The sequence below is a fragment of the Polynucleobacter sp. AP-Ainpum-60-G11 genome, assembly GCF_018688375.1.
Taxonomy (GTDB): Bacteria; Pseudomonadota; Gammaproteobacteria; order Burkholderiales; family Burkholderiaceae; genus Polynucleobacter.
On the sequence record NZ_CP061318.1, the window covers coordinates 277,206 to 299,022 of the forward strand.

Annotated in this window: 22 protein-coding genes; 21 read left to right on the forward strand and 1 reads right to left on the reverse strand. The window is 37.7% G+C overall.

Features of this window, described 5'->3' with window-relative positions; all coding sequences use genetic code 11:
• Positions 1 to 2: 2 nt before the first annotated feature.
• Positions 3 to 1,043 carry a UDP-N-acetylmuramate dehydrogenase gene (gene murB / locus FD971_RS01495; RefSeq protein WP_215334348.1) on the reverse strand — a complete coding sequence of 347 codons (1,041 nt, stop codon included), beginning with the start codon at positions 1,041 to 1,043 and terminating at the stop codon, positions 3 to 5.
• 117 nt (positions 1,044 to 1,160) lie between these two features.
• Between murB and FD971_RS01500 the strand changes: the two genes are divergently transcribed.
• The 21 genes from FD971_RS01500 (at position 1,161) to FD971_RS01600 (ending at position 21,815) form a co-directional block, all read left to right on the forward strand.
• Positions 1,161 to 1,646, forward strand: coding sequence for a YajQ family cyclic di-GMP-binding protein (locus FD971_RS01500; protein ID WP_215334350.1), 486 nt, complete (start codon positions 1,161 to 1,163; stop codon positions 1,644 to 1,646).
• Positions 1,630 to 2,565 (forward strand): site-specific tyrosine recombinase XerD, encoded by a 936-nt coding sequence (gene xerD / locus FD971_RS01505; RefSeq protein WP_371743069.1) that lies wholly within the window; start codon positions 1,630 to 1,632, stop codon positions 2,563 to 2,565. The genes FD971_RS01500 and xerD overlap by 17 nt, the downstream gene beginning before the upstream one ends.
• 54 nt (positions 2,566 to 2,619) lie before the next feature.
• Positions 2,620 to 3,255: a glycerol-3-phosphate 1-O-acyltransferase PlsY gene (gene plsY, locus FD971_RS01510; protein WP_215334354.1), complete on the forward strand. Its 636-nt coding sequence runs from the start codon at positions 2,620 to 2,622 to the stop codon at positions 3,253 to 3,255.
• Positions 3,252 to 3,623, forward strand: coding sequence for an MAPEG family protein (locus tag FD971_RS01515; protein ID WP_215334356.1), 372 nt, complete (start codon positions 3,252 to 3,254; stop codon positions 3,621 to 3,623). Before plsY ends, FD971_RS01515 begins: the two co-directional genes overlap by 4 nt.
• 150 nt (positions 3,624 to 3,773) lie before the next feature.
• The gene (gene folE / locus FD971_RS01520; RefSeq protein ID WP_251368693.1) at positions 3,774 to 4,460 is read left to right on the forward strand and encodes a GTP cyclohydrolase I; all 687 of its coding nucleotides are present in this window, start codon (positions 3,774 to 3,776) and stop codon (positions 4,458 to 4,460) included.
• 435 nt (positions 4,461 to 4,895) lie between these two features.
• A complete protein-coding gene (locus tag FD971_RS01525; protein ID WP_215334360.1) occupies positions 4,896 to 5,204 on the forward strand; it encodes a high-potential iron-sulfur protein in 309 nt (102 codons plus the stop codon).
• Between the two features lie 159 nt (positions 5,205 to 5,363).
• On the forward strand, positions 5,364 to 6,377 hold the full coding sequence (gene galE / locus FD971_RS01530) for a UDP-glucose 4-epimerase GalE (RefSeq protein ID WP_251368654.1): 1,014 nt from the start codon (positions 5,364 to 5,366) through the stop codon (positions 6,375 to 6,377).
• 60 nt (positions 6,378 to 6,437) lie between these two features.
• On the forward strand, positions 6,438 to 8,198 hold the full coding sequence (locus tag FD971_RS01535) for an ABC transporter ATP-binding protein (protein WP_215334364.1): 1,761 nt from the start codon (positions 6,438 to 6,440) through the stop codon (positions 8,196 to 8,198).
• A gap of 65 nt (positions 8,199 to 8,263) precedes the next feature.
• A complete protein-coding gene (locus FD971_RS01540) occupies positions 8,264 to 9,379 on the forward strand; it encodes an iron-containing alcohol dehydrogenase family protein (RefSeq protein ID WP_215334365.1) in 1,116 nt (371 codons plus the stop codon).
• Positions 9,380 to 9,391: 12 nt separating this feature from the next.
• Positions 9,392 to 10,552, forward strand: a complete 1,161-nt coding sequence (locus FD971_RS01545; protein WP_215334367.1) for a DegT/DnrJ/EryC1/StrS aminotransferase family protein — start codon at positions 9,392 to 9,394, stop codon at positions 10,550 to 10,552.
• Entirely contained in the window at positions 10,549 to 11,205 is a 657-nt protein-coding gene (locus tag FD971_RS01550; RefSeq protein WP_215334369.1) for a glycosyltransferase family 2 protein, read from the forward strand. Before FD971_RS01545 ends, FD971_RS01550 begins: the two co-directional genes overlap by 4 nt.
• Before the next feature lie 13 nt (positions 11,206 to 11,218).
• Positions 11,219 to 12,289 (forward strand): N-acetylneuraminate synthase family protein, encoded by a 1,071-nt coding sequence (locus FD971_RS01555; RefSeq protein ID WP_215334370.1) that lies wholly within the window; start codon positions 11,219 to 11,221, stop codon positions 12,287 to 12,289.
• Positions 12,290 to 12,292: 3 nt separating this feature from the next.
• On the forward strand, positions 12,293 to 13,021 hold the full coding sequence (locus FD971_RS01560; protein WP_215334372.1) for a cytidylyltransferase domain-containing protein: 729 nt from the start codon (positions 12,293 to 12,295) through the stop codon (positions 13,019 to 13,021).
• Positions 13,014 to 14,447 (forward strand): SDR family NAD(P)-dependent oxidoreductase, encoded by a 1,434-nt coding sequence (locus tag FD971_RS01565; protein ID WP_215334373.1) that lies wholly within the window; start codon positions 13,014 to 13,016, stop codon positions 14,445 to 14,447. The genes FD971_RS01560 and FD971_RS01565 overlap by 8 nt, the downstream gene beginning before the upstream one ends.
• 4 nt (positions 14,448 to 14,451) lie before the next feature.
• Entirely contained in the window at positions 14,452 to 16,104 is a 1,653-nt protein-coding gene (locus tag FD971_RS01570) for an HAD family hydrolase (RefSeq protein WP_215334375.1), read from the forward strand.
• The gene (locus FD971_RS01575; protein ID WP_215334376.1) at positions 16,097 to 16,321 is read left to right on the forward strand and encodes an acyl carrier protein; all 225 of its coding nucleotides are present in this window, start codon (positions 16,097 to 16,099) and stop codon (positions 16,319 to 16,321) included. The genes FD971_RS01570 and FD971_RS01575 overlap by 8 nt, the downstream gene beginning before the upstream one ends.
• 10 nt (positions 16,322 to 16,331) lie before the next feature.
• Positions 16,332 to 17,099 carry an AAC(3) family N-acetyltransferase gene (locus FD971_RS01580; RefSeq protein WP_215334377.1) on the forward strand — a complete coding sequence of 256 codons (768 nt, stop codon included), beginning with the start codon at positions 16,332 to 16,334 and terminating at the stop codon, positions 17,097 to 17,099.
• Complete coding sequence (locus FD971_RS01585) at positions 17,099 to 18,406, forward strand: DUF4910 domain-containing protein (protein ID WP_215334378.1); 1,308 nt, start codon at positions 17,099 to 17,101, stop codon at positions 18,404 to 18,406. Before FD971_RS01580 ends, FD971_RS01585 begins: the two co-directional genes overlap by 1 nt.
• On the forward strand, positions 18,399 to 19,562 hold the full coding sequence (locus FD971_RS01590; protein ID WP_215334379.1) for a radical SAM protein: 1,164 nt from the start codon (positions 18,399 to 18,401) through the stop codon (positions 19,560 to 19,562). Before FD971_RS01585 ends, FD971_RS01590 begins: the two co-directional genes overlap by 8 nt.
• Positions 19,563 to 19,587: 25 nt before the next feature.
• Entirely contained in the window at positions 19,588 to 21,105 is a 1,518-nt protein-coding gene (locus FD971_RS01595; RefSeq protein ID WP_215334380.1) for a hypothetical protein, read from the forward strand.
• Between the two features lie 14 nt (positions 21,106 to 21,119).
• Positions 21,120 to 21,815 (forward strand): 6-phosphogluconolactonase, encoded by a 696-nt coding sequence (locus tag FD971_RS01600; protein WP_215334381.1) that lies wholly within the window; start codon positions 21,120 to 21,122, stop codon positions 21,813 to 21,815.
• Positions 21,816 to 21,817: the final 2 nt, after the last annotated feature.

The window sequence follows — 21,817 nt, forward strand, 5'->3', positions numbered from 1 at the left end:
AGCTACAAAATATTTGGCTCAATCTCGAGTTGTACGCCGAATTTACCCAACACTTCTTCTTGAATACTCTTTGCCAGATTGAGGATGTCAGTCGATGTCCCGCCGCCATGATTCACTAGCACCAGCGCTTGTTTTTCATAAACGCCAACAGGGCCAATGCGCTTGCCCTTAAAGCCGCATTGATCGATGAGCCAGCCTGCAGCTAGTTTGCGCATGCTAGGAGTGTCGGGATAAGAAACCAGGCTCGGAAATTTCTGAATCAATTGCTCGCATTGCTCGGTGCTGACAATCGGGTTCTGGAAAAAACTCCCAGCATTACCAATGACCTTAGGGTCTGGCAATTTCTTAGACCGGATAGCGCACACCGCATCAAAAATTTGCTTTGCACTTGTGCTGGAGTTTGGCTCAGAAAATTGTTTTGCTAGATCGGCGTACTGCAATCGTGCCTGCCAAAATTTGGGGATTTTAAAAACGACCTTTGTCACAATAAATCGATTGGGATGTTGCTTGAAGTAGCTATCACGATAGGCAAACTGGCATGCCTCTTGCGGGAGAGTCACAAAGGCGTGGGCCACAGAATCAAATACTTCGATGCTGTCGATGTACCCCCCAACTTCAACACCATAGGCCCCAATGTTTTGTATTGGGGCGGCACCAACCGTGCCGGGTATCAGCGCGAGGTTCTCAAATCCCGGGAGATTGTTCTCTAGTGTCCAGAAAACTAATTCATGCCAATTAACGCCAGCGCCTACAGAGAGCCAGGTGTTGCTGTCATCCGATTTAATAAGCTCTTGGCCCAGAATATTGATGAGTAGGGTTGCCCCAGGCAAAGACTCTGGAAGAATGACATTGCTGCCACCACCCAATACACGCCAAGCTAGTTTTTTGTCCTCAAACTCTTTCATGAGGGCGGGCAACTGATCCGCTGATGTGATCTCATACGCCAATTCCGCTGTGGAATCTAGGCCAAAGCTATTCCGATGCTTGAGCCCCAGATTGGGGGTCAATTTTGCTGGATTGGGCGCATTTTTCGCGGAGTTCATGCCACAATCTTATTCGTGTTCGAGTTTCTGTTCGTAATTTATGGAAAAACTTGAAAAGTAACAATGCAATGATTGAATTTGCAGAATTGATTACCCAGATTATTTAAGGAGTTTGAGATGCCCTCATTTGACGTAGTGTGTGAGCCTGACATGATTGAGTTGAAAAACGCAATCGAGCAATCTAACAAAGAGATTACCAATCGTTTTGACTTTAAAGGCTCCGATAGCCGAGTGGAGCAAAAGGATGAGACTTTGATCTTGTTTGGTGATGACGACTTTAAGTTGGGTCAAGTTCGTGATGTTCTCTACGGTAAGATGGCTAAACGTAATGTGGACGTTCGCTACCTCAAAGACGACAAAAAAGAGACTATTGGGAGCGATAAGCGCAAGCAAACCATGAAGATCCAAAAAGGCATTACTTCGGAGTTGGCTAAAAAAGTAGTGCGCATTATTAAAGACAGCAAGATCAAAGTCCAGGCCAGCATTCAGGGTGATGCGGTTCGCGTAACGAGCACTAAGCGCGATGATTTGCAAGAGACTATGGCATTGCTCAAGAAAGAAGTGACCGAGGCGCCATTGGGCTTTAATAACTTCCGTGACTAATGTAGCTGTGCCAGTCATCTATCCGGCAAGCCAAGAAGCCATTGAGCGCTTCTGTGACGCTTGCTGGTTGGAGGATGGCTTGTCGCAAAATAGTTTGTCTGCCTACCGCCGAGATCTATTGCTCTTGGCTCAGTGGCTTCAAAAAGATTCGGGTACCGATCTCTACAGTGTCACTGAAAAAGATCTCACCGTATACATTGCACATCGCCGAGCTGATAAGGCAACTACCGCCAATCGAAGACTGACTGTATTCAAGCGCTTTTATCGCCATGCTCTGCGGATGAACTTGGTGAAAAGTGATCCATGTATTAGTTTGCGCGCCGCAAAACAAGCATTGCGTTTCCCGAAGACATTGAGCGAAGATCAGGTCACTGCTTTACTCAATGCCCCTGATGTGGAAACTATGCTTGGATTGCGTGATCGTACTATGCTGGAATTGATGTATGCTAGCGGCTTACGGGTTTCTGAAATCGTTTCTTTAAAGACAGTAGCCCTAGGATTAAATGAAGGTGTAGTTCGGGTGGTCAATGGCAAGGGCGGCAAAGAGCGGCTAGTTCCTTTTGGTGGTGAGGCGGGGCAGTGGTTGCGGCGTTATCTTGCTGATGCCAGAATGCCATTGCTTGAAGGCAAGACTTCAGATGAGGTATTTGTGGGGCGTCATACGGGAACTGGTTTAACTCGCCAGGCATTTTGGGTCTTGATCAAGCGGTATGCCACCATTGCCAATATCCCCGTTGCCTTATCTCCGCATACCTTACGCCATGCTTTTGCTACTCATTTACTTAACCACGGTGCAGATTTGAGGGTTGTACAGCTCCTCTTGGGTCATGCTGATATCTCAACTACGCAGATCTATACCCACGTCGCTAGAGAGCGTCTGAAGTCGATCCATCAGCAGCACCATCCTAGAGGCACATAAAGCGTGCCGATCCCAGCAATCATCAAGAATGTAATAAGTGTTTAAGATATCCCCATGAATTTAACTTTAGATCTTTTGCTGATTCCGATTGCCTACCTGATTGGTTCCATCTCTTTTGCGGTAGTGGTGAGTAAGTGCATGCGTTTGCCTGACCCCCATTCTTATGGATCTGGCAATCCAGGCGCAACCAATGTGCTCAGAACCGGTAACAAGCTGGCAGCTGTACTCACTTTAATTGGTGATGCCTTAAAGGGTTATCTTGCCGTCATGTTGGCGAGAATCTTGCTTGGCGATGAATCTCTGACATCGACACTCAATTCTTGGTTGTTATGTGGCGTGGTGATTGCTGTGTTCCTGGGCCACCTGTTTCCGATCTTTTATGGTTTCAAAGGTGGCAAAGGTGTCGCGACTGCCTGCGGTATTTTGTTCGGCATTAATTGGATTTTGGGTGCCGCAACTCTGGGAACCTGGATCATCGTAGCGATGTTCATGCACTATTCGTCTTTGGCTGCTTTGGCGGCTGCTGTATTTGGCCCAATCTATTTTGTATTTTTGTTTGGCTTTCAGCCTATGGGTATTGCGCTACTGGTAGTTTGTCTTCTGCTAATTTGGCGCCATCGCAGCAATATTCACAATATCATCAACGGCAAAGAAAGTCGCATAGGTTCCAAGAAAAAAGGAGAGTCATGAATATTGCTTATTGGTGTGTGCTGTTCATGGGCTTATTCCCATACGTAGCAGCAGGTATCGCTAAAAAAGGGTTTGAGAGTTATGACAATGCCGCACCACGTCAGTGGTTAGCAAAGCAGACTGGATTTCGGGCGCGTGCCAATGCAGCACAAGCCAACCTCTTTGAATCTCTCCCATTCTTTTTTGCTGCAGTGATCATTGCATCTATGGCTAATGCACCACAAGCCAGAGTTGATTTGTTAGCAATCGGATTTGTTATCGCACGTATTGCATATCTGGTTTGCTATGTAGCCAATTGGCCAACTACCCGATCCATTTTGTGGCTTGCGGGCCTGGTTTGCGTGGTATCAATTTTCTTCCAGATTTAAAAGAATAAAACTAATTTATAACATTCAGCGAGACAATAAATAGAAATGCCTACTAAAAAAATTCCTGCGAAAGCAGCTAGCAAGACCCCCGCTAAGAAAGTCTCTAGCGTTAAGTCTGCAAAGAAAGCTACTCAAAAATCCACTCCCAGAATGAGTGATGCTGGACTACCATTGTCTGTAGTGATTCGTCGACGCATTGAGACGCAAAAGGCACGCTTTCATGCAAATGACAACATTTCTAAATTCATTCAGCCTGGTGAGTTGGAGGGCTTGGTAGATGAAGTGGCAGAAAAAATGCAGGCGGTATTAGAGAGCTTGGTCATCGACACTGAGAGCGATCACAACACCAACAATACCAGCCAACGTGTGGCCAGGATGTTTGTTAAGGAAGTGTTCAATGGCCGATATATTGAGCAACCAGCCCTAACAAAATTCCCAAATGTCAGTCGCTTAAATGAGTTGATGATCATTGGCCCTATTACTGTTCGCAGCGCTTGCTCTCATCATCTTTGCCCAATCATGGGGCGTATTTGGATTGGTGTACTGCCAAGTAAAGAATCTGCGCTGATCGGCTTATCAAAGTACTCACGCTTAACTGAATGGGTTATGTGCCGTCCACAGATTCAGGAGGAGGCAGTAGTGGAATTGGCTGATATGCTTGAGAAAAAAATAAAACCGATTGGTGTTGCGATCGTGATGGATGCAGATCACTTCTGCATGCAATGGCGTGGTGTCAAAGATCGTGATTCGAAGATGGTGAACAGTGTCATGCGTGGAGCCTTCTTAAAAGACCCCAATTTGCGAAGAGAGTTTTTATCGCTTTTGGATAAGAGATAAAGACTTGCTGCTGAATGAGGAAGCATCCCTTGCTACAAACTAGGGTGAGACTTCTGAGCACTTGTTTGGTAGCCATGTCTTTGCTTGGTTGCTAATGAATGATTTATCCAGATGTGAATGTCGATTGCGCCAAGAACAATAAAGCCACTTATTCAAGAGGATGGCTTTATTGTTGTGCATAAGTCTAACCTTATGTTGATACTGGGGCGCATATCCTGCTGAGAATTTGCTACATGAATCTCAAGGGCTGGCGCTAATGCTCAATCCGGATTTGTGCTCAATTCTGAGTGACTCAATATTTTCTTGTTTGAGAACGATTATCAATAAAATAACTAATTAAATCAGTTGCTTACATTGCAGATGGTTGACTCATTTGATCTGATCTATGATTTTATCAGATTCAAACTTTATTCAATATCACGCATTGGAGTTCATATGAAAAATAGTCGTCGCCAATTTATGGTTTTGTCCGCTGCTGGTGCCTGCACCTTGGCCTTGAATGGCAAAATTCAAGCTCAAGCAATGGTTGCTGAAACTGATGCACAAGCCGCTGCTTTGGGTTACAAAGCAAATGCTACTTCTGTAGATAAAGCTAAGTACGCTAAGTACGCCGCTGGCCAAGCGTGCGATAACTGTGCTTTGTTTCAAGGTAAAGTTGGTGCAGCAGCTGGCGGCTGCTCGCTGTTTGCAGGTAAGCAGGTTGCTGGTAAAGGCTGGTGCTCGGCTTACGCTAAAAAAGCATAATTAGATTTCATTTGGCAAAATCAATTACTTGCTATGTAAATAAAAAAGACCGCTACAGCGGTCTTTTTTATTTCTTACAGCTGTGGTGGTAAACCCCAAAAGATGAACTGCACGAGCTTTGTATTGCCTATAATGACGAAATTTAATGGAGCTAAACGCTTGAATATTCTTCTAACAGGGGGCTTGGGTTATATCGGAAGCCATGTTGCGGTAGTATTGACCGAAGCAGGTCATCGTGTAACTATTCTTGACAATCTTTGTAATTGTAAAGTCGAAGTGCTAAGTCATCTGGCCAAGATTTTAGGAAGTAGCCCGATATTTATACAAGGAGATGTACGCGATCAAGTTTTGCTTGAATCAGTATTAAAAGATGGGAAGATTGAAGCGGTTATGCACTTTGCCGGACTGAAGGCTGTTGGTGAATCTGTGCAAAAGCCCCTAATGTATTACAACAATAATGTTGGGGGGGCTATTTCTTTGTTGAAGGCAATGAAAATATGTCAAGTAAAAACTTTTGTTTTCAGTTCTAGCGCAACGGTCTATGGGGTGCCAAAATATTTGCCTATAGATGAAGAGCATCCAACGTGCCCTGAAAGCCCATACGGTCAAACGAAATTACACATTGAAAGTATTCTGCGAGATTTGGCGAATTCTGACGATGCTTGGAATATCATAGCCCTCCGTTACTTCAACCCTGTTGGGGCTCATGAATCTGGATTGATTGGTGAGGAGCCAAATGATATACCTAATAACTTAGTGCCATACATTTCCCATGTGGCAACAGGTAAATTTGATAAACTTAAAATATTCGGCAATGACTATAAAACATTAGATGGTACTGGGGTGCGCGACTATATTCATGTGATGGATCTGGCAGAAGGACATGTTGCAGCTTTAAATTATCTAAATAAAAAGCTGCCTAAATTCTCCATAATAAATTTAGGCACAGGTGCTGGTTACAGTGTTTTAGAGTTGGTAAATCTATATGAAAAAGTCTCTTCTAGAAAGATTACTTATGAAATATCTGGTAGAAGAGCTGGTGATATTGCCTCTTGTTTCGCCAATGTCGATAAGGCTGCTTTTCTTATGGGGTGGAGGGCGAGACGTTCATTGCACGAAATGTTAGAAGATTCGTGGCGTTGGGTCAGCCAAAATATGACAATTGAATTATGAGCACAGATAACATTCTAAGATAGTATAAATTTTAAAAGAAAATAAGCGGTAAGAAGATATATGTATAAAAAAACAATTAAAAGAATTAATTACCTATTCACATATTTTCATGCCGGTAAAAAATTTTCATTTTTATTCTTTTTAATGATAACGGCCTCGCTCTCCGAGGTAGTGGGATTGGGCTCATTGGTCCCTTTCTTAATCGCATTAAGTGATCCGCAAAAATTATACGATTTCAGATATTTAGCTAAGTTTGTAGAAATTTTTAATATACAAAATAGCGTCCAACTAACTTTAATCCTGACGATTGTATTTTGTCTAGTGGCTATATTATCTGGGTTGCTGAGAATATATCTAACATATGCCACTACAAAATTTTGCTTCAGTATGGGCTCAAGAATTAGCTCTGAAATTTATAAAAATTTACTGTGTCAGCCTTACGAATTTCACATTCAAAAAAATAGTAGTGATTTAATATCGATCATTAGCAATAAGTCAGCAATTGTTGTGGATGGTCTGTTAATTCCAGCTTTAAATATATTTAGCGCCTCAACAATTTCCATTTTTATTGCGGCAACAATAATTTACATTAGCCCATTACCCGCAATCGCTGCTTTTATTCTGTTCAGCACAATATATTTAACAATCAGCTCTTGCTCAAGAGTAGTTTTAAAAAAAAATAGTAAAAAAATATCCGAGCAATATTTTAGGGAGATGCGAGACCTTCATGAGGGTTTTGGCGGGATAAGGGATGTAATCTTAAGTGGCACCCAAGATATCTATGTAAATAGATTTTCTAAATCAGATGCCATTCGTCGTGAAGCTCAAGCTGCAAATACTTTCATTGGGATTTATCCTAGGTTTGCAATTGAATATTTATGCCTGGTCGTGGTCGCTGCTCTAGCTTATATTATGTCTTATGATGACCAAGGTGTGGTTGGTATTATTCCAACACTTGGGATCATTGCTTTAGGCGGACAAAAATTACTCCCAGCAATGCAACAAATATATTACGGAATTTCGAGCATTCGCGGTAGCTCAAGTTCTCTTGATGACGTATTTGAACATCTGGATAAACCACAGGCAGGAATCTTAAGTGATTGCAATAATTTAGAAAAATTACGTTTCACTTCAGAAATTGTTTTGAATGAAGTAGAGTACCATTACCCCAATCGGTCAAAGCCTTGCCTTTATGGCATCAATTTAGTAATTAAAAAGGGTTCTAGGCTTGGTATTATTGGAGAAACCGGTTCAGGTAAGAGTACCTTGTTAGATTTATGTATGCAGCTATTGATTCCATCAGGCGGATCAATGAAGGTTGATGACGTATTGGTTACAAAAGAGAATTCCGCAAAACTGCAGAATATTATTGCCCATGTTCCGCAGTTTATTTATCTAGCTGATGCATCAATTGCAGAAAATATTGCTTTTGGAGTGCCGCTGCTTGACATCGATTTATGTTTGCTCAATAAAGTAATTGATGCGGCTAATCTGAAGGCATTAATTAATGACCTGCCTGAGGGATACTTATCACAAGTCGGCGAGCGGGGCTCGGCCCTTTCGGGGGGGCAAATTCAAAGAATTGGAATTGCAAGGGCCCTGTATAGGAAGTCTGAAATATTAATTTTGGATGAGGCTACTAGTGCGCTAGACAGCCTTAATGAGTCAAAAATATTAGAATCAATCGATGCACTTGGATTGAATATTACTATCATCATGGTGGCACACAGGTTAACCTCTTTAAAAGGTTGTAGTCAAATTATTGAGCTAGGCGAAGGTACTATCAGGAGGGTTATATCCTATTCCGATTTAATGAAATGATTGGTTTTTTAGAATAAATTCTGATAATCTGATCTATAAATGACTAATTACCTATAAGAGATTTAATGAGCGCGCTACTAGACACGGGTGTAAAACTTGTTCGTAATGTAGATAGATTTTCTATAGGGAGTGGTTCAATAAACTCCCTGGAGAAGGTGATTAATCACAGAAAAGAGCAAGTAACAGATTCTAAATGCGTCGGCCCTCACATAATATATCTTGTAGATGAGTTCTTTCGAGATAAATTAAGCTTTATTCCAGTCAAAGCTGAAGATAGAGTTATTTATATTTCTACGGCTGAGGAACCAACAACGAAATCCATAGATCATCTCACCCAGTTAATTTTGCAAAATAATTTATTATTACCTGCTGCAATCGTTGGCCTAGGTGGTGGCGTAACTCTAGATACAACAAAAGCAGTATCTAACTTGCTTACAAATGGTGGGAGCGCGGCAGATTATCAGGGCTGGGATTTGGTTAAGGAACCTGGAGTCTTTAAAGTTGGAATTCCTACAATTTCAGGTACTGGTGCCGAGGCAACCAGAACCTGCGTTATGACTAATGTAGAGTCGGGTTTGAAGCTGGGGATGAATAGTGACTTTACGGTGTTTAATCAGATTATTTTGGATCCCGATTTGTCAAGGACTGTGCCTAGGGAGCAGTTTTTTTATACTGGAATGGATGCTTATATCCATTGCGCAGAGGCGCTTTCTGGCTCATATCGAAATCCAATTGGTGATGCCTACTCTCGCGAGGTATTAAGTTTATGCAGGGATGTATTCTCTTCAAAAGAAATGATGAGCTCGGCAAATAGGGAAAAACTAATGGTGGCATCTTACTTGGGTGGATGTGCAATAGCCACTAGTTATGTTGGAATCGTTCACCCCCTTTCTGCGGCCTTGAGTGTTGTCCTTGGATTGCATCATTGTGTAGCAAATTGCATTGTGATGCGCGCGATGTCAGAGTTTTACCCTGATTATTACGATGATTTTTGGAATATGGTTAAGTTACAAAATATATTAATTCCAAGCGGAGTTTGTGCTGAACTGTCGGAAACTCAAATTACTGCACTCTGTCAGTCTGCTTTAATGCATGAAAAACCATTGACAAACGCATTGGGCCCGACATTTAAAGAAGTTCTCACTCATAAAAAGTTAAAAAATCTTTTTTTAATGATGTAATAAAGGAAACAAATGCCTGGTTACGAGCTAATGGGAATTGAAGAGCAAAGAGAGGTTAATGAAGTTTTTGACTCTGGCGGTGTTTTATTTAGACAAGGTTTCGATGCTTTAAGGGGTGGGTGTTTTAAAGTTAAAGAGTTCGAGGAAAAGTTTGCTGAGAAATTAAGCACAAATTTTGCGTTAGCAGTTACATCGGGCACCGCAGCTCTAAGGATTGCCTTGGCGACGATTGGCTTAAAACCTGGCGACGAAGTTATTACCCAATCATTTACCTTTGTGGCTACGGTTGAAGCAATTATTGAGGCTGGGGGAACTCCAATATGCGCAGAGATCGATGACACTCTAAATATGGACCCAGCGAATTTAAGAAAAAAAATAACATCCAGGACTAAGGCGGTAATAGTTGTACACATGCTTGGAACGCCAGCGCGGATAATAGAAATAAATAAAATTTGCAATGAGTGTGGGCTAAGTTTGATAGAAGATACAGCCTGGGGTTGTGGCGGATCTGTTTCTGGAAAGGCGCTTGGCACATGGGGGCGCATGGGTACCTTTAGCTTTGATTTTGCAAAAACTATAACAACTGGAGAAGGAGGGATGATAGTTTTTAAAAATAATGATGACTATCTAGCCGCTTCAGCTTGGCACGATCACGGACATGAAAATAATCCAATGGTGCCTAGGTGGGAGGACACGCGAAAATCTAGTGGATTTAACTATAGGATGATGGAATTACAAGGCGCAGTTGGACTGGCACAGCTAAAAAAATTAGATAGCATTTTAAAATTCCATAAAGAAAATTATTATAAGATTTATGAAAAAATAAAAAACATTAAAGGTATAACGTTTCGAACTGTACCAGATAACTCTATTCAAACTCATGACGCATTAATATTTTTCGTAGAAAATTCAGAAATAGCAAAAAAGTGTAGAAAAGAATTCTTAAATATAGGTTGCTCAACTAAGATACTGCCTGAAGCAATAAGTTGGCATTTCGCAGGAGAGTGGTCTCATATGCAAGAGCTTGTAGGTGCTTGTCAGGGTGATTTAGCAAACGCATATCCTGCATCCAAAGATTTACTCTTGAGAGCGGTAGCTTTGCCTATTAATATAAAAATGGATTCAAATTATCCAGAGAAAATTTCAAAAGCTTTGAAAAAAATATTTACATGAATCATTTAAAGCCAATAATATCAGTAATTGTTGCCGCACATAACGAAGAGAAATATATAGGGCGCTGTCTTCGCTCAATAATTGGTCAGACAATGCCAAAAGAAGATTTTGAAATAATAGTTGTTAATGATGCTAGTACAGATAAAACGACATATGCGTTGAGCTTATTTCATGATGCGATTAGAGTGATTGAGAATCAAAAAAATCTTGGGTTACCAGCCAGCCTAAACCTCGGAATTTTAAATGCCAAGGGCTCTTTAATAGTAAGGGTTGATGCGGATGATTACGTTAATAAAAATTTTTTAAATTTTCTCCATATTTTTTTAGTAACAAACTCACATTATGATGGCGTTGCATGTGATTATTTACTTGTAAATGATGAAGAAATCCTGCTATCTAGAGAAAGCAGTGCTAGCGATCCGATTGGATGTGCGGTTATGTTTAAAAAAGAGCATCTTTTAAAAATTGGCCTTTATGATGAAAATTTTTTAAGGCATGAAGATAAAGAGTTGATGAAAAGATTTTACAAGGAATTTAATCTTGGAAATCTTGAGGTGCCTCTATATAGATATAGACAGCATCAAAATAATATGACAAAAGATATTGAGCTTATGGAATATCATCAAAGAATGATAAATGAAAAGCATAGATAAATAGGTGAATAAAATGAGTAGTTATTTTTATGAAAAAAATCAGACTGCAGTGAAGCGCTTGACTCCGCCATATGTAATAGCTGAAATTGGGGTTAATCATGAGGGCTCAATTGAAAAAGCCATAAAAATGATTGATGACGCCAAAAAAGGGGGCGCAAATGCAGTAAAGTTTCAGAGTTATAAGGCGCAAACACTAGCATCAAAAAATTCACCGGCATACTGGGATACTACTAAAGAGCCAACGCTCAGCCAGTTTGAGCTATTTAAAAAGTATGATTCATTCGGGCAAGAAGAGTACATTAAATTATCGGAATACTGCAATAAATTAAATATTGATTTCTTATGTACGCCATTTGATGATGAGTCTATAGAATTTTTAGACCCATTGATGCCTTTCTATAAGATTGCTTCCGCTGATATTACAAATATCCCCTTTCTCAGAAAAGTTGCCCAAAAAAAGAAGCCAGTTGTTCTCTCGACTGGTGCTGCAACATTAGCTGAAATTCAAATTGCAGTATTAGAGCTTCAAAAAAAAGGCGCAACGAGTATATGCTTAATGCACTGTATTCTAAACTATCCAACAGTCGACGATAATGCGAACTTGTCGATGATAGGCGAGCTAAAAAATCTATATCCAGATTTTATTATTGGTTACTCTGATCATACCTTGCCGGATCCGGGAATGTTGCCGCTAATTACTGCATTTCTTCTTGGAGCTAGAGTTATTGAAAAGCACTTTACATTTGATAAAAAGCTACCTGGAAACGATCATTATCATGCGATGGACTGGTCTGATTTATCCATTTTTACAGGTGCTGTTGCAAAAATATGCACATTAGCGGGTGAAGAGGTGACAAAAAAGCCGATTGAAAGTGAAGAGATTGCAAGAAAAAATGCAAGAAGAAGTTTAGTTGCAAAAAAAGATTTGAGAGTGGGTGAAATTTTCAGCGAGGAAAATCTTACCTATAAAAGACCCGGTACTGGAATCTCCCCCATTCACTGGGACCTTATAATTGGCAAGACTGCGGCAAGAAACATAGAAAGTGATCACATATTAAATTGGGATGATATCGAAGGAGTTTGAGGCTTGAGTCAATTTAGTGTGGCCATAGTTATTCAGGCAAGAATGAATTCATCAAGACTTCCTGGAAAGATGATGATTAACCTTGGCGGTAATCCTATTTTGAAGTGGGTGCTATGCAGAGTGATGCGTGCAAAAATGGTCAAGGAGGTTGTAGTTGCTACATCCCATAACAAAAGTGATGACTGCATAGTAGATCTTGCAAAAAAAATAGGGGTTAAAGCATTTAGGGGGAGTGAGTTAGACGTGCTGGATAGATTTAGCAAGTCTACGTATCAACTTAGATCAAATGTAATAGTGAGAGTGTGTGCGGATAATCCATTTATTGATCCTGAAGAAATCGATGCACTAATTTCTTTTTACTTTGAAAAAAAGGTTGATTTGGCATTTAACCATGCACCTAAATATGGTTGTAAATATGCCGACGGATTTGGCGCGGAGATCTTTAGTAAGAATATATTATTAGAATTGGAAAGACTAACTTTTCTTGACGATAAAAAGTATCGCGAGCATATCACAACTTATTTTTATGAAAATGTTAATAAATATAAAATAGCATTTTTAGAACCGCATAAGAATTTGGAGTACCCAAACTTGAGATTTGACTTGGATTCTAATTTAGATCTTATTTGGCTAAGAAAACTATGTGACTCAGGAGTCACAATAAATACAAAAGCCACTGAAATTGTTAAGATTGCTAATGATTTATTGAATGAGAAGCGGTTAAATGATTGAGGATGAACAGTTAAAAAAAGTATTTACAAAAGATAGTCAAAGGTTATTTGCTAAAATTTCAGGTGATGCTAATCCAATTCACCTGGAAGAATTAGAGGCGGTTAAATTTGGCTCGAAGAGAGAGGTTGTTCATGGCGCTAATTTATTTTTAACTGGATTAAATTGGTTAATCTCCCTAAATCTAAATATAAATACATATAACTGCATTATTTGCGATTTTAAAAATACAGTAGCCGTAGATGAAGAAGTCATATACAGAATTGAAAATCAATTTGAAAAAAGTTTAAATTTGAATGTATACACTGATGCAACTTTATGTTGCACAATGAAATTTAGCAAAACAAATGAGAATAAACCTTCATCCAGTGGTGAGCTACTAAACTCAAATATAGAAGAAAATAAAAATAGAGAAAATAAATCACCAAATAATAACAGTCGAACGATTATTCTTAACGGAAATATTTGGGATGCAAACGAAGAAATCCTTCGAAATCAATATACATTTATTTTTGATAAATATGGCAAAAAATTTATAAAAACCATTTTATCAATGACATATGTTGTTGGAATGATAGTGCCTGGTAAAAGATCTTTATTCCTATCATTTCAATTGAAGTTATTCAATAAAGATAAGTCAACATTCACCTATAGAATTTCTAAGATAGAGAGTCGTATTAAGTTATACGAAATAGAATTCGAGGCCGGTCATGCGGTTGGTACTATCAGGGCTTTGCGAAGACGGAAGTCTATTAAACAGCCTAATATAGAGAATGTAATTAAATTAACATCAGGTGAGGAATTTAAGTGCGCTAATAGCTTAATAATAGGAGGCTCAAGAGGCATAGGGGAATTAGTTGCTAAAATCATAGCTGTAAAAGGTGGGAAAACTTATATAACTTATTACAGAGATGAAGCGGGCGCGAACAGAGTTATGAATGAAATCAATAATATTTTCCCTTTTAGCTCACAAGTAAAAAAACTTAATGTTTTGGATAATGATTATGGTATCGTAGGAGATATTTTAAAAAATATAAAACACATATATTATTTTGCAACGCCCGTTATAAATAATAAGCCAAATAAAGTTTTCGATCAAAAACTGTTTAAAAACTTTATCGACCACTATTTTTCAAGTTTGTTTAGTTTATGCTTAACATGCGAAAAATTGAACATGGGGAAAATTAAAATATTTTATCCTTCAACGATTTTTCTGAGCGAAAAAAATAATCATCATTATGAATATGCAGCCGCAAAGTTTGTTGGGGAGAAAACATGTGAGCTTATTAATAAGCATTTTACGAATGTAAGTGCCCATGCTGTAAGAATACCTATTCTAATTACAGACCAAGTAAACTCAATTTTTAGACATTCTTCTGAGAAAAATTTAAAACCACTAATCGAAATTGTAAAAATTATGAACAATTAAAAATATGAATATTAATATATCATCCACCTCCTTCTTAATGCCAGGATCCCCTTCTTGGAATATCCTTGCTAAAAATTATGGTCTTGAATTTGGTGAATTTGGTGATTGGGCTAAATCATTGCATTTATCCAACTCAAATTTTCTAGTCGTAATATACTTTCTGGATGATCTAGTTAATATGGATAAGGTTGACGAAAAATATCTAGATTCTATTTTAGACCTTACGGAGAATGCACTAAAATCTAGGATTAGCTCGAAGAGAGGTAATACAATATTTGCGTACTCTACTCGGAGCAAGTTAAATCCAATATGTAGTGCAATAAATCGTGATATTTTCTCTAAATTTTCAGCGAATCTTGAAATAGCATTATATAAATTAAGTAGCGAATCCTCGGGTTTATATTTACTGAACTTGGATAATATTTTTTCATCCATTGGCTTTGAAAGTAGTTTTGACTTAAGAAATTACTACGCTGCAAGATGTCAATTATCAAGTTCAGGGATGCGTGTTTGTATAAACGCTATAGCGGAAGTATGCAATAGAATTTGCACGCCATCTAAAAAGGTGTTGGCTCTTGATTGTGATGGAACAATATGGGGGGGTGTTGTTGGGGAGGTTGGGGTTGGTGGTTTAGATATAGGTGGAGATGGAGTGGGAAAGGTATTTTCAGATTTTCAAGCTGCAGCAAAGTTTTTGTCTAATGCTGGAATTATCTTAGTGCTTATTAGCAAAAATAATGAAGCAGAGGTATGGGAAGTTTTTGACAAATCCAAGGAAATGATCTTAAAGAAAAGTGACATTGTTGCGTCTTCAATATCGTGGCAAGAGAAATCAGTTGGATTGTCACATATCGCTGAAGAGCTAGGATTGGGGGTGGACAGTTTTGTATTCTGGGATGACAATCCAATAGAACGCGAGAAAATGAGAATAAATCTACCCACCGTATATACCCCAGAGCTGCCAGTTGATGTTACTAAATGGACAAATCTACTCCTCAGCGATCCTTGTTTCTCAAAATTCTCTACCACAGAAGAGGATCAAAAAAAAATTTCTCAATATAAAATGAGAACAGAGTTTATTAATAATTTAAAAGTCGTTAATGACGAGTATAGTTTTTTAAGTTCCATCCAAATGCGCCCTAAAGCACATAAAATAACTGATGGCTCTATAAGTAGGGCTGAACAATTATGCTTAAAAACTAATCAGTTTAATTTAACAAGTATAAGATATAGTCGTATCGAGTTGCAAAAAATTGCCCATTCAGACAATCATGGCCATTTTTTAATGGAGTTATCAGATAATTATGGGGACCATGGAATCATTGGGCTAGTTATTTATAAAATTGATAGTGAAAATTTATCGGCATGCATAGACACCTTTTTAATGAGCTGTAGAGTTTTAGGAAGGCATCTGGAGGCTTGGGTTATTCATAAAATAATATCAGAGTTAAAAAATTTAAAAATCAAAAGTTTATATGGTGTTTATCGAAAAACAGAAAGAAACATTTTGGTTAGCACGCTATATGAGAATTTGAATTTTGAAAAAGTGAATATCCATTCAAAAGAGCATTCAGGATTAAAATTTGAGGCCGATCAAGTTTACAAAATTGCAATTGATAAATATTCTTCTGAGTACATAGGGTTATTTAATGAGTGATGATAGACTGAGAAAATTATTGGTAAATTTTTTTCCTAATGACGAGATACCACAGGATATTGCTAATGTAGGTGTCGGTAGTTTCGAGGCTTGGGATTCACTTGCGCATTTTAATTTTTTGTTGCTCGTAGAGGATGAATTTTCAATTCGATTCTCATTGGAGCAAATAGCGGAGCTTAAAACGATAAGTGAAATAGAAGCTGCTATCAACAGATGAAGGCTTTAGTGTGATTGACTACGATCAAATTGTGAAAAGCTTTAGAAGCTGTGGAATTACCGATGGCTCAGTTTTGATGCTTCACTCCGATGCTCTAGGGTTATCGCAACTATCTGAATCACTCTCCAGAGAGGAAAAGTTTCATATTTTTTTTGATGCAATGCAGGAGGTGGTCGGAGTAAATGGCACTCTAATATTGCCAACGTTTTCATATAGCGTCACCAAGGGCGAAGTCTATGATGCCAATAAAACATCTAGCGATGTTGGATTACTTTCAAACTACTTTATGAAATTGCCGGGTGTGCATAGAACACAAGATCCAATGTTCAGTGTGGCAGTAAGAGGACGATTCACTAAAAATTTTCTAGAGGCGGATTTTAGCGACTGTTTTGGAGAAAATTCAATATTTGGGGTTTTGCATAGAATGAATAGTTTTATTTGCGGAATGGGATGTGGATTGGATGCATTTACTTACTTGCACTACGTAGAGCAGTTAAACAAAGTAGTCTACCGCACCTTTAAAAACTTTAGCGGTTCAGTAAATATCGATGGTGTAACTAATGATATTAAATTGAAATACTTCGTTAGGGCTGCGGATGAAGGTACAAATTTAGATACTAAGAACCTTCTGATGTACATGAAAAAAAATCGCCATATAAATATATCCACCCTTGGTAGGGTGCCAATTTACGTATCAACGGCTGAGAATTTAGTAGCTGCTTCTAAAAATTTACTTAAAAATGATCCTTATGCACTTGTTCAGTTGAGGGTTAAGTAGTGGATCATTCCTCCTCAAACTTAGGCCCAGAAATGTATAGATGGGCAGTTGACTTATTTCCCTTAACAAGAAGTATTACGGGTGAGGGTGTGAGAGAAACGTTGAGATATTTTAAGGAGTTATGTAATGACTTAGCAATCAAATCAATCCCGTCCGGGGAAAACGTCTTTGATTGGGTTGTACCAGATGAGTGGTGGATAGAAGAGGCCTATATTGAAAGTAGTTGCGGTGAAAGACTGCTTGATTTTAAGGAAAATAATTTACATGTAGTAGGCTACTCGCAGCCAATAGATGCTTTCATAGATTATGAGGAATTGAGTCACCACCTATATTCATTGGAAGATAATCCAAAGGCAATTCCATACGTTACCTCTTACTACTCAAAGACTTGGGGTTTTTGCATTGAAGATGATAAAAGAAAGAAGTTTGAAAAGTCTGGAAAATATCACGTAGTAATAAAAAGTGGATTAAAAAAAGGGGTAATGAACTATGCTGAAATTTTAATTCCAGGAGAGTCAAAAAAAGAAGTATTTATATCTACGTATATTTGTCATCCATCAATGGCAAATAACGAATTATCCGGACCGATTGTTGTGACTGCTTTGGCAATATGGTTGCAAAAGTTTCAAAAGAAAAAATATTCCTATAGATTAATATTTGTACCCGAAACAATAGGTTCGATTGCTTACATAAGTAAAAATTTTAATCACTTAAAAAAAAATGTTGTAGCAGGATTTAATGTCACATGTGTCGGTGATCCGGGGGTTTATTCATTTCTTCCATCCAGAAAAGGTGACACGCTCTCAGATAGAGTTGCTATACACACGCTTGACTACATAAATTCGCCCTATAAAAAATATAGTTATTTGGATAGAGGGAGCGATGAAAGGCAGTATTGCGCACCAGGAGTTGATTTGCCAATTGCCTCTATGATGAAAAGCAAGTACGGTGAATATCGCGAATACCATACTTCAATGGATAATTTAGATTTTATATCAGCCGAAGGATTGATGGAATCCTTGCATATGTATGAAACAGCCATCCAAATCCTAGAGAATGATTTCACTCCAATGTATAAATTCATATGCGAACCTCAGATGGGTAAAAGGGGTTTATATCAAAATATTGCTACACTTGGCTCATCCGAATCTTCTAGGATAATGATGGATATTCTGGCATATTCAGATGGAAAAAATACATTACTGGATATTTCAGAAATTCTTAAAAAACCTTTTGCACTTGTACATGAAAATGCAATAAAACTATTAAATGCAAATTTAATATTAAAAATTAATAACTATGATTAATAAACCAGCAATTAAAAGTTTTTTCAAAAATTTCTTTGTTTTTGAAAAGGATTATGTAAATATATTTGGCGTAATTCATGACCTAAGATATTTCATAAAGCAGGGGCATATTCTTAGTCATCTAAAAGATAGGTTGAAATTTAGAATCTTTCCAAAAATTTATGTAACACCAGAGTTCCCCTCTCATATTGATATAGAGGTCGCTAGCGCTTGTCAAATGAGATGTCCAATGTGTTTCACAACTTATATGGATGATTCTCTAAAGGGAATCATGAAGTTTGACTTATACAAAAAAATAATTGAAGAGTGTGCTGCTAGAGGTGTTTATTCGGTAAAGCTATCGTGGCGTGGTGAGCCCTTGCTAAATACAAATATCGTAGATATGGTCTCACTTGCAAAAAAATTAGGTATCAAAGAGGTTGGGTTTTTAACAAATGCAGAGCTTTTAACGAATAAAATTTCAAGATCCTTGGTTGATGCGGGATTAGATTGGATAAGCATTTCTGCGGATGGGGTTGGGGAGGTATATAATAAAATTAGGGCTCCAGCTATTTTTGAGGAAACAGTTTCCAAGGTCTCGAGCTTAAAAAGCTATCGAGATTCAAAGGGAGTTAAATACCCTCTTATTCGAGTGCAGACTATATTATCAGCAGTAAGTGATACTCAGGACTATAAAAAATTTGTAAAATCATGGGGCAATCTGGCAGATAGGATAAATTTAATATCTGATCATATTAGGTCTTATGATAACTTTACTAAGCGTGACTTTGATCCGTTTTATAAATGCCCAACGCCTTGGCAAAGGGTAAATATTGCATATACCGGAAAGGTACATCAATGCACCGCTGATTACACTGCCACAAACATATTAGGCGATATTAACGAGCAAACAATATATGACGTTTGGCATGGCCCTGGATTTAAGAAATTGAGAGCGGTTTTTATGCATGGAAATTATCTTGAGGAATTCAAGGCATGTTACTTTTGTTCATATGGACTTAAAAGAAGTTCAATCAAAATGCACAATATAAATACTCATAAATTCGATTCTGCAGAAATGGTGGTGCAAAATAAGAAAGTTATAAGAATTGTCCCAGAGGATAAATTAACTCCAAGAATTAAAAAATCTAGAGAAAATAGTGGCGAAAAGCTGTAATTAGTTTAACTCTTATGAGTGCCCAATGAGCTCCAAAATACTGTGGGATAAGTTTGCAATACGAAGTGCAAAGAAGGAGTCGAATGCTGCATATGAAATAGTGCTTAGCAGTCTTGCAAAAGATTTAAATGAATACCATAAAATAAACTGGTCCATTGATCAATATAAAATATTAATAGGATCATGGCTATTAAATTTTTCGCACACGTTATACGAAAGATGGGAAAACATCGAGACTTTCTCGATTGATAAAAAAGATCATTTGATAATACCGGCATCCAATTCTAACAATTCAATATTGGGATTTGCTAAATCTGACATTGTAAACTCCGGACTAAATTCAATCGTAGCGGATGCAAAGGATTCGAATCGAAATCTAAAAATAGTATTACCGGAGGATGGCTATTTGGAGGATAGATCTATTGCATTTTATTCAAGATCCTCAAGCATCTTGATTCATGATATGTATCACATACGCCATTGTAATAAATATTTAAATAAATTAGAAAATCAAATTAGTTATTTTCGTTTAAGAAAAAATTGTTCTCCTATTTATTTTAAAAAAAGTAAAGAAGTGAGTATTAAATTAGATAAGGCATGGAGATTAAGTGGGATTAAAAATCTGCAAGATAATTTTGAAGAAGCATGTCTGGGAATTGCAAAACTCTATATCCCCATAGTTTACCTTGAGGGATATCAAGCAATGATAGATCCCATTTATTTTGAAAATTGTAGATACTTGTATTCTGCGAATTCAATTCACTCTTCAGAGCCATATAAATTTATGGCAGCATCTAATTACGATCGATTAAGCTTGCTTACGCACCAATGCGGAAATGGTTATGGTGTTGATGAAAATCATACCCTTGAGGGGTATGAGAGATCAGTTAGTAAAAAATTCTTCACTTGGGGGTGGAAGGAGGGCGAGGATACCGAACCTTTATCAATACCCCCCAGATACTCAGCGGCATTGTATAAGTCTAAATCTGGAATTTTGGTTTCGGGTTCTTATCACAAGTACCCAATAAGGTTTGAAAATTATCATCTTGGTGAGCAGACAAGAAATTTAGTTGACGATACTATAAGTTTTATAGGTAAGTTAAGGGAAGTCAATATGGATATTTCCTACAAATACACGGGTGGAATTAATTTGGAGGAGGCGCTAATAAAATCTGGATATTCGATTAAGAAAAAGAGATATAAAACCGGCGAATATTCATATCAAGTACATAATTATTTTGGCACTCCTTTTTTAGAGTCTTTATACGCTAATATTCCTACAATTTGCTTCTATGATGACAAGATTTCATCATTTAGATTAAGGGCAAATCAATTTATATTAAAGTTTATAGGGTTAGGGGTCATTCATCGGACTCCAAATTCTGCAGCTATTAAATTAAATGAATTAGAGAATACCATGACAGATTGGTGGTTTCGACCGGAAATACAAACTTTGCGGAATGAATTTATAGCGGAATATGCTCAATTCTCAGAGGGGTGGAGTAAAAACTGGAATGAAAAATTCGAAGAGTTATTACAATAAATATATAAAATAGCATGTTAAATGTATGCAAATTAATATCCAATAATGCCCTATGTTTTGCAAAAGAGGATTGGGGCAATCGCTCTGCCGCTATTATCGAGAGTGCAATCTTGGATGCTATAAAAAAAAATGGAATATGTACTTTAATGTTGACAGGGGGCAATTCAGCGGAAAAAGTATATAGAAAGTGGAGTGAAGAAAAATTCATTAAAAAGTACGGCAATAAAATACATTTTTATATAACAGATGAAAGATGTGTTAGCTCAAGAAGCATACACTCGAATTCAAAAAAAATTATAAATGTACTTTTTGATGGAAAGGTCCCTAGCTACATAAATTATTTTAATTTTGGTGATGTAGATAAAGATATTAAGGGTGCCTTAATCAATTATGATTCTCTATTGCCAAGTCGGATGGATATAATCCTATTAAGTATTGGTGAAGATGGTCACATAGCGTCTATATTTCCAGACAAAGCAAGAACAAGATTAAGTATTGGTTCGATGTTTTTAAGTGAGAGTTCAGAGCATTTATTTAAACGGGTCTCGGTAAAACCAAGTTATATCGCCAATGCAAATAAGATATTTGTATTGGCAAATGGCAAATTAAGATCTAGGTATATGAGTTATCTAGATATGTGTAATGAAAATAAATTTAAACAGATCAAGCTTGCAATTAAAAATGCAACCTGGTTAATTGCGGAAGAATAAGG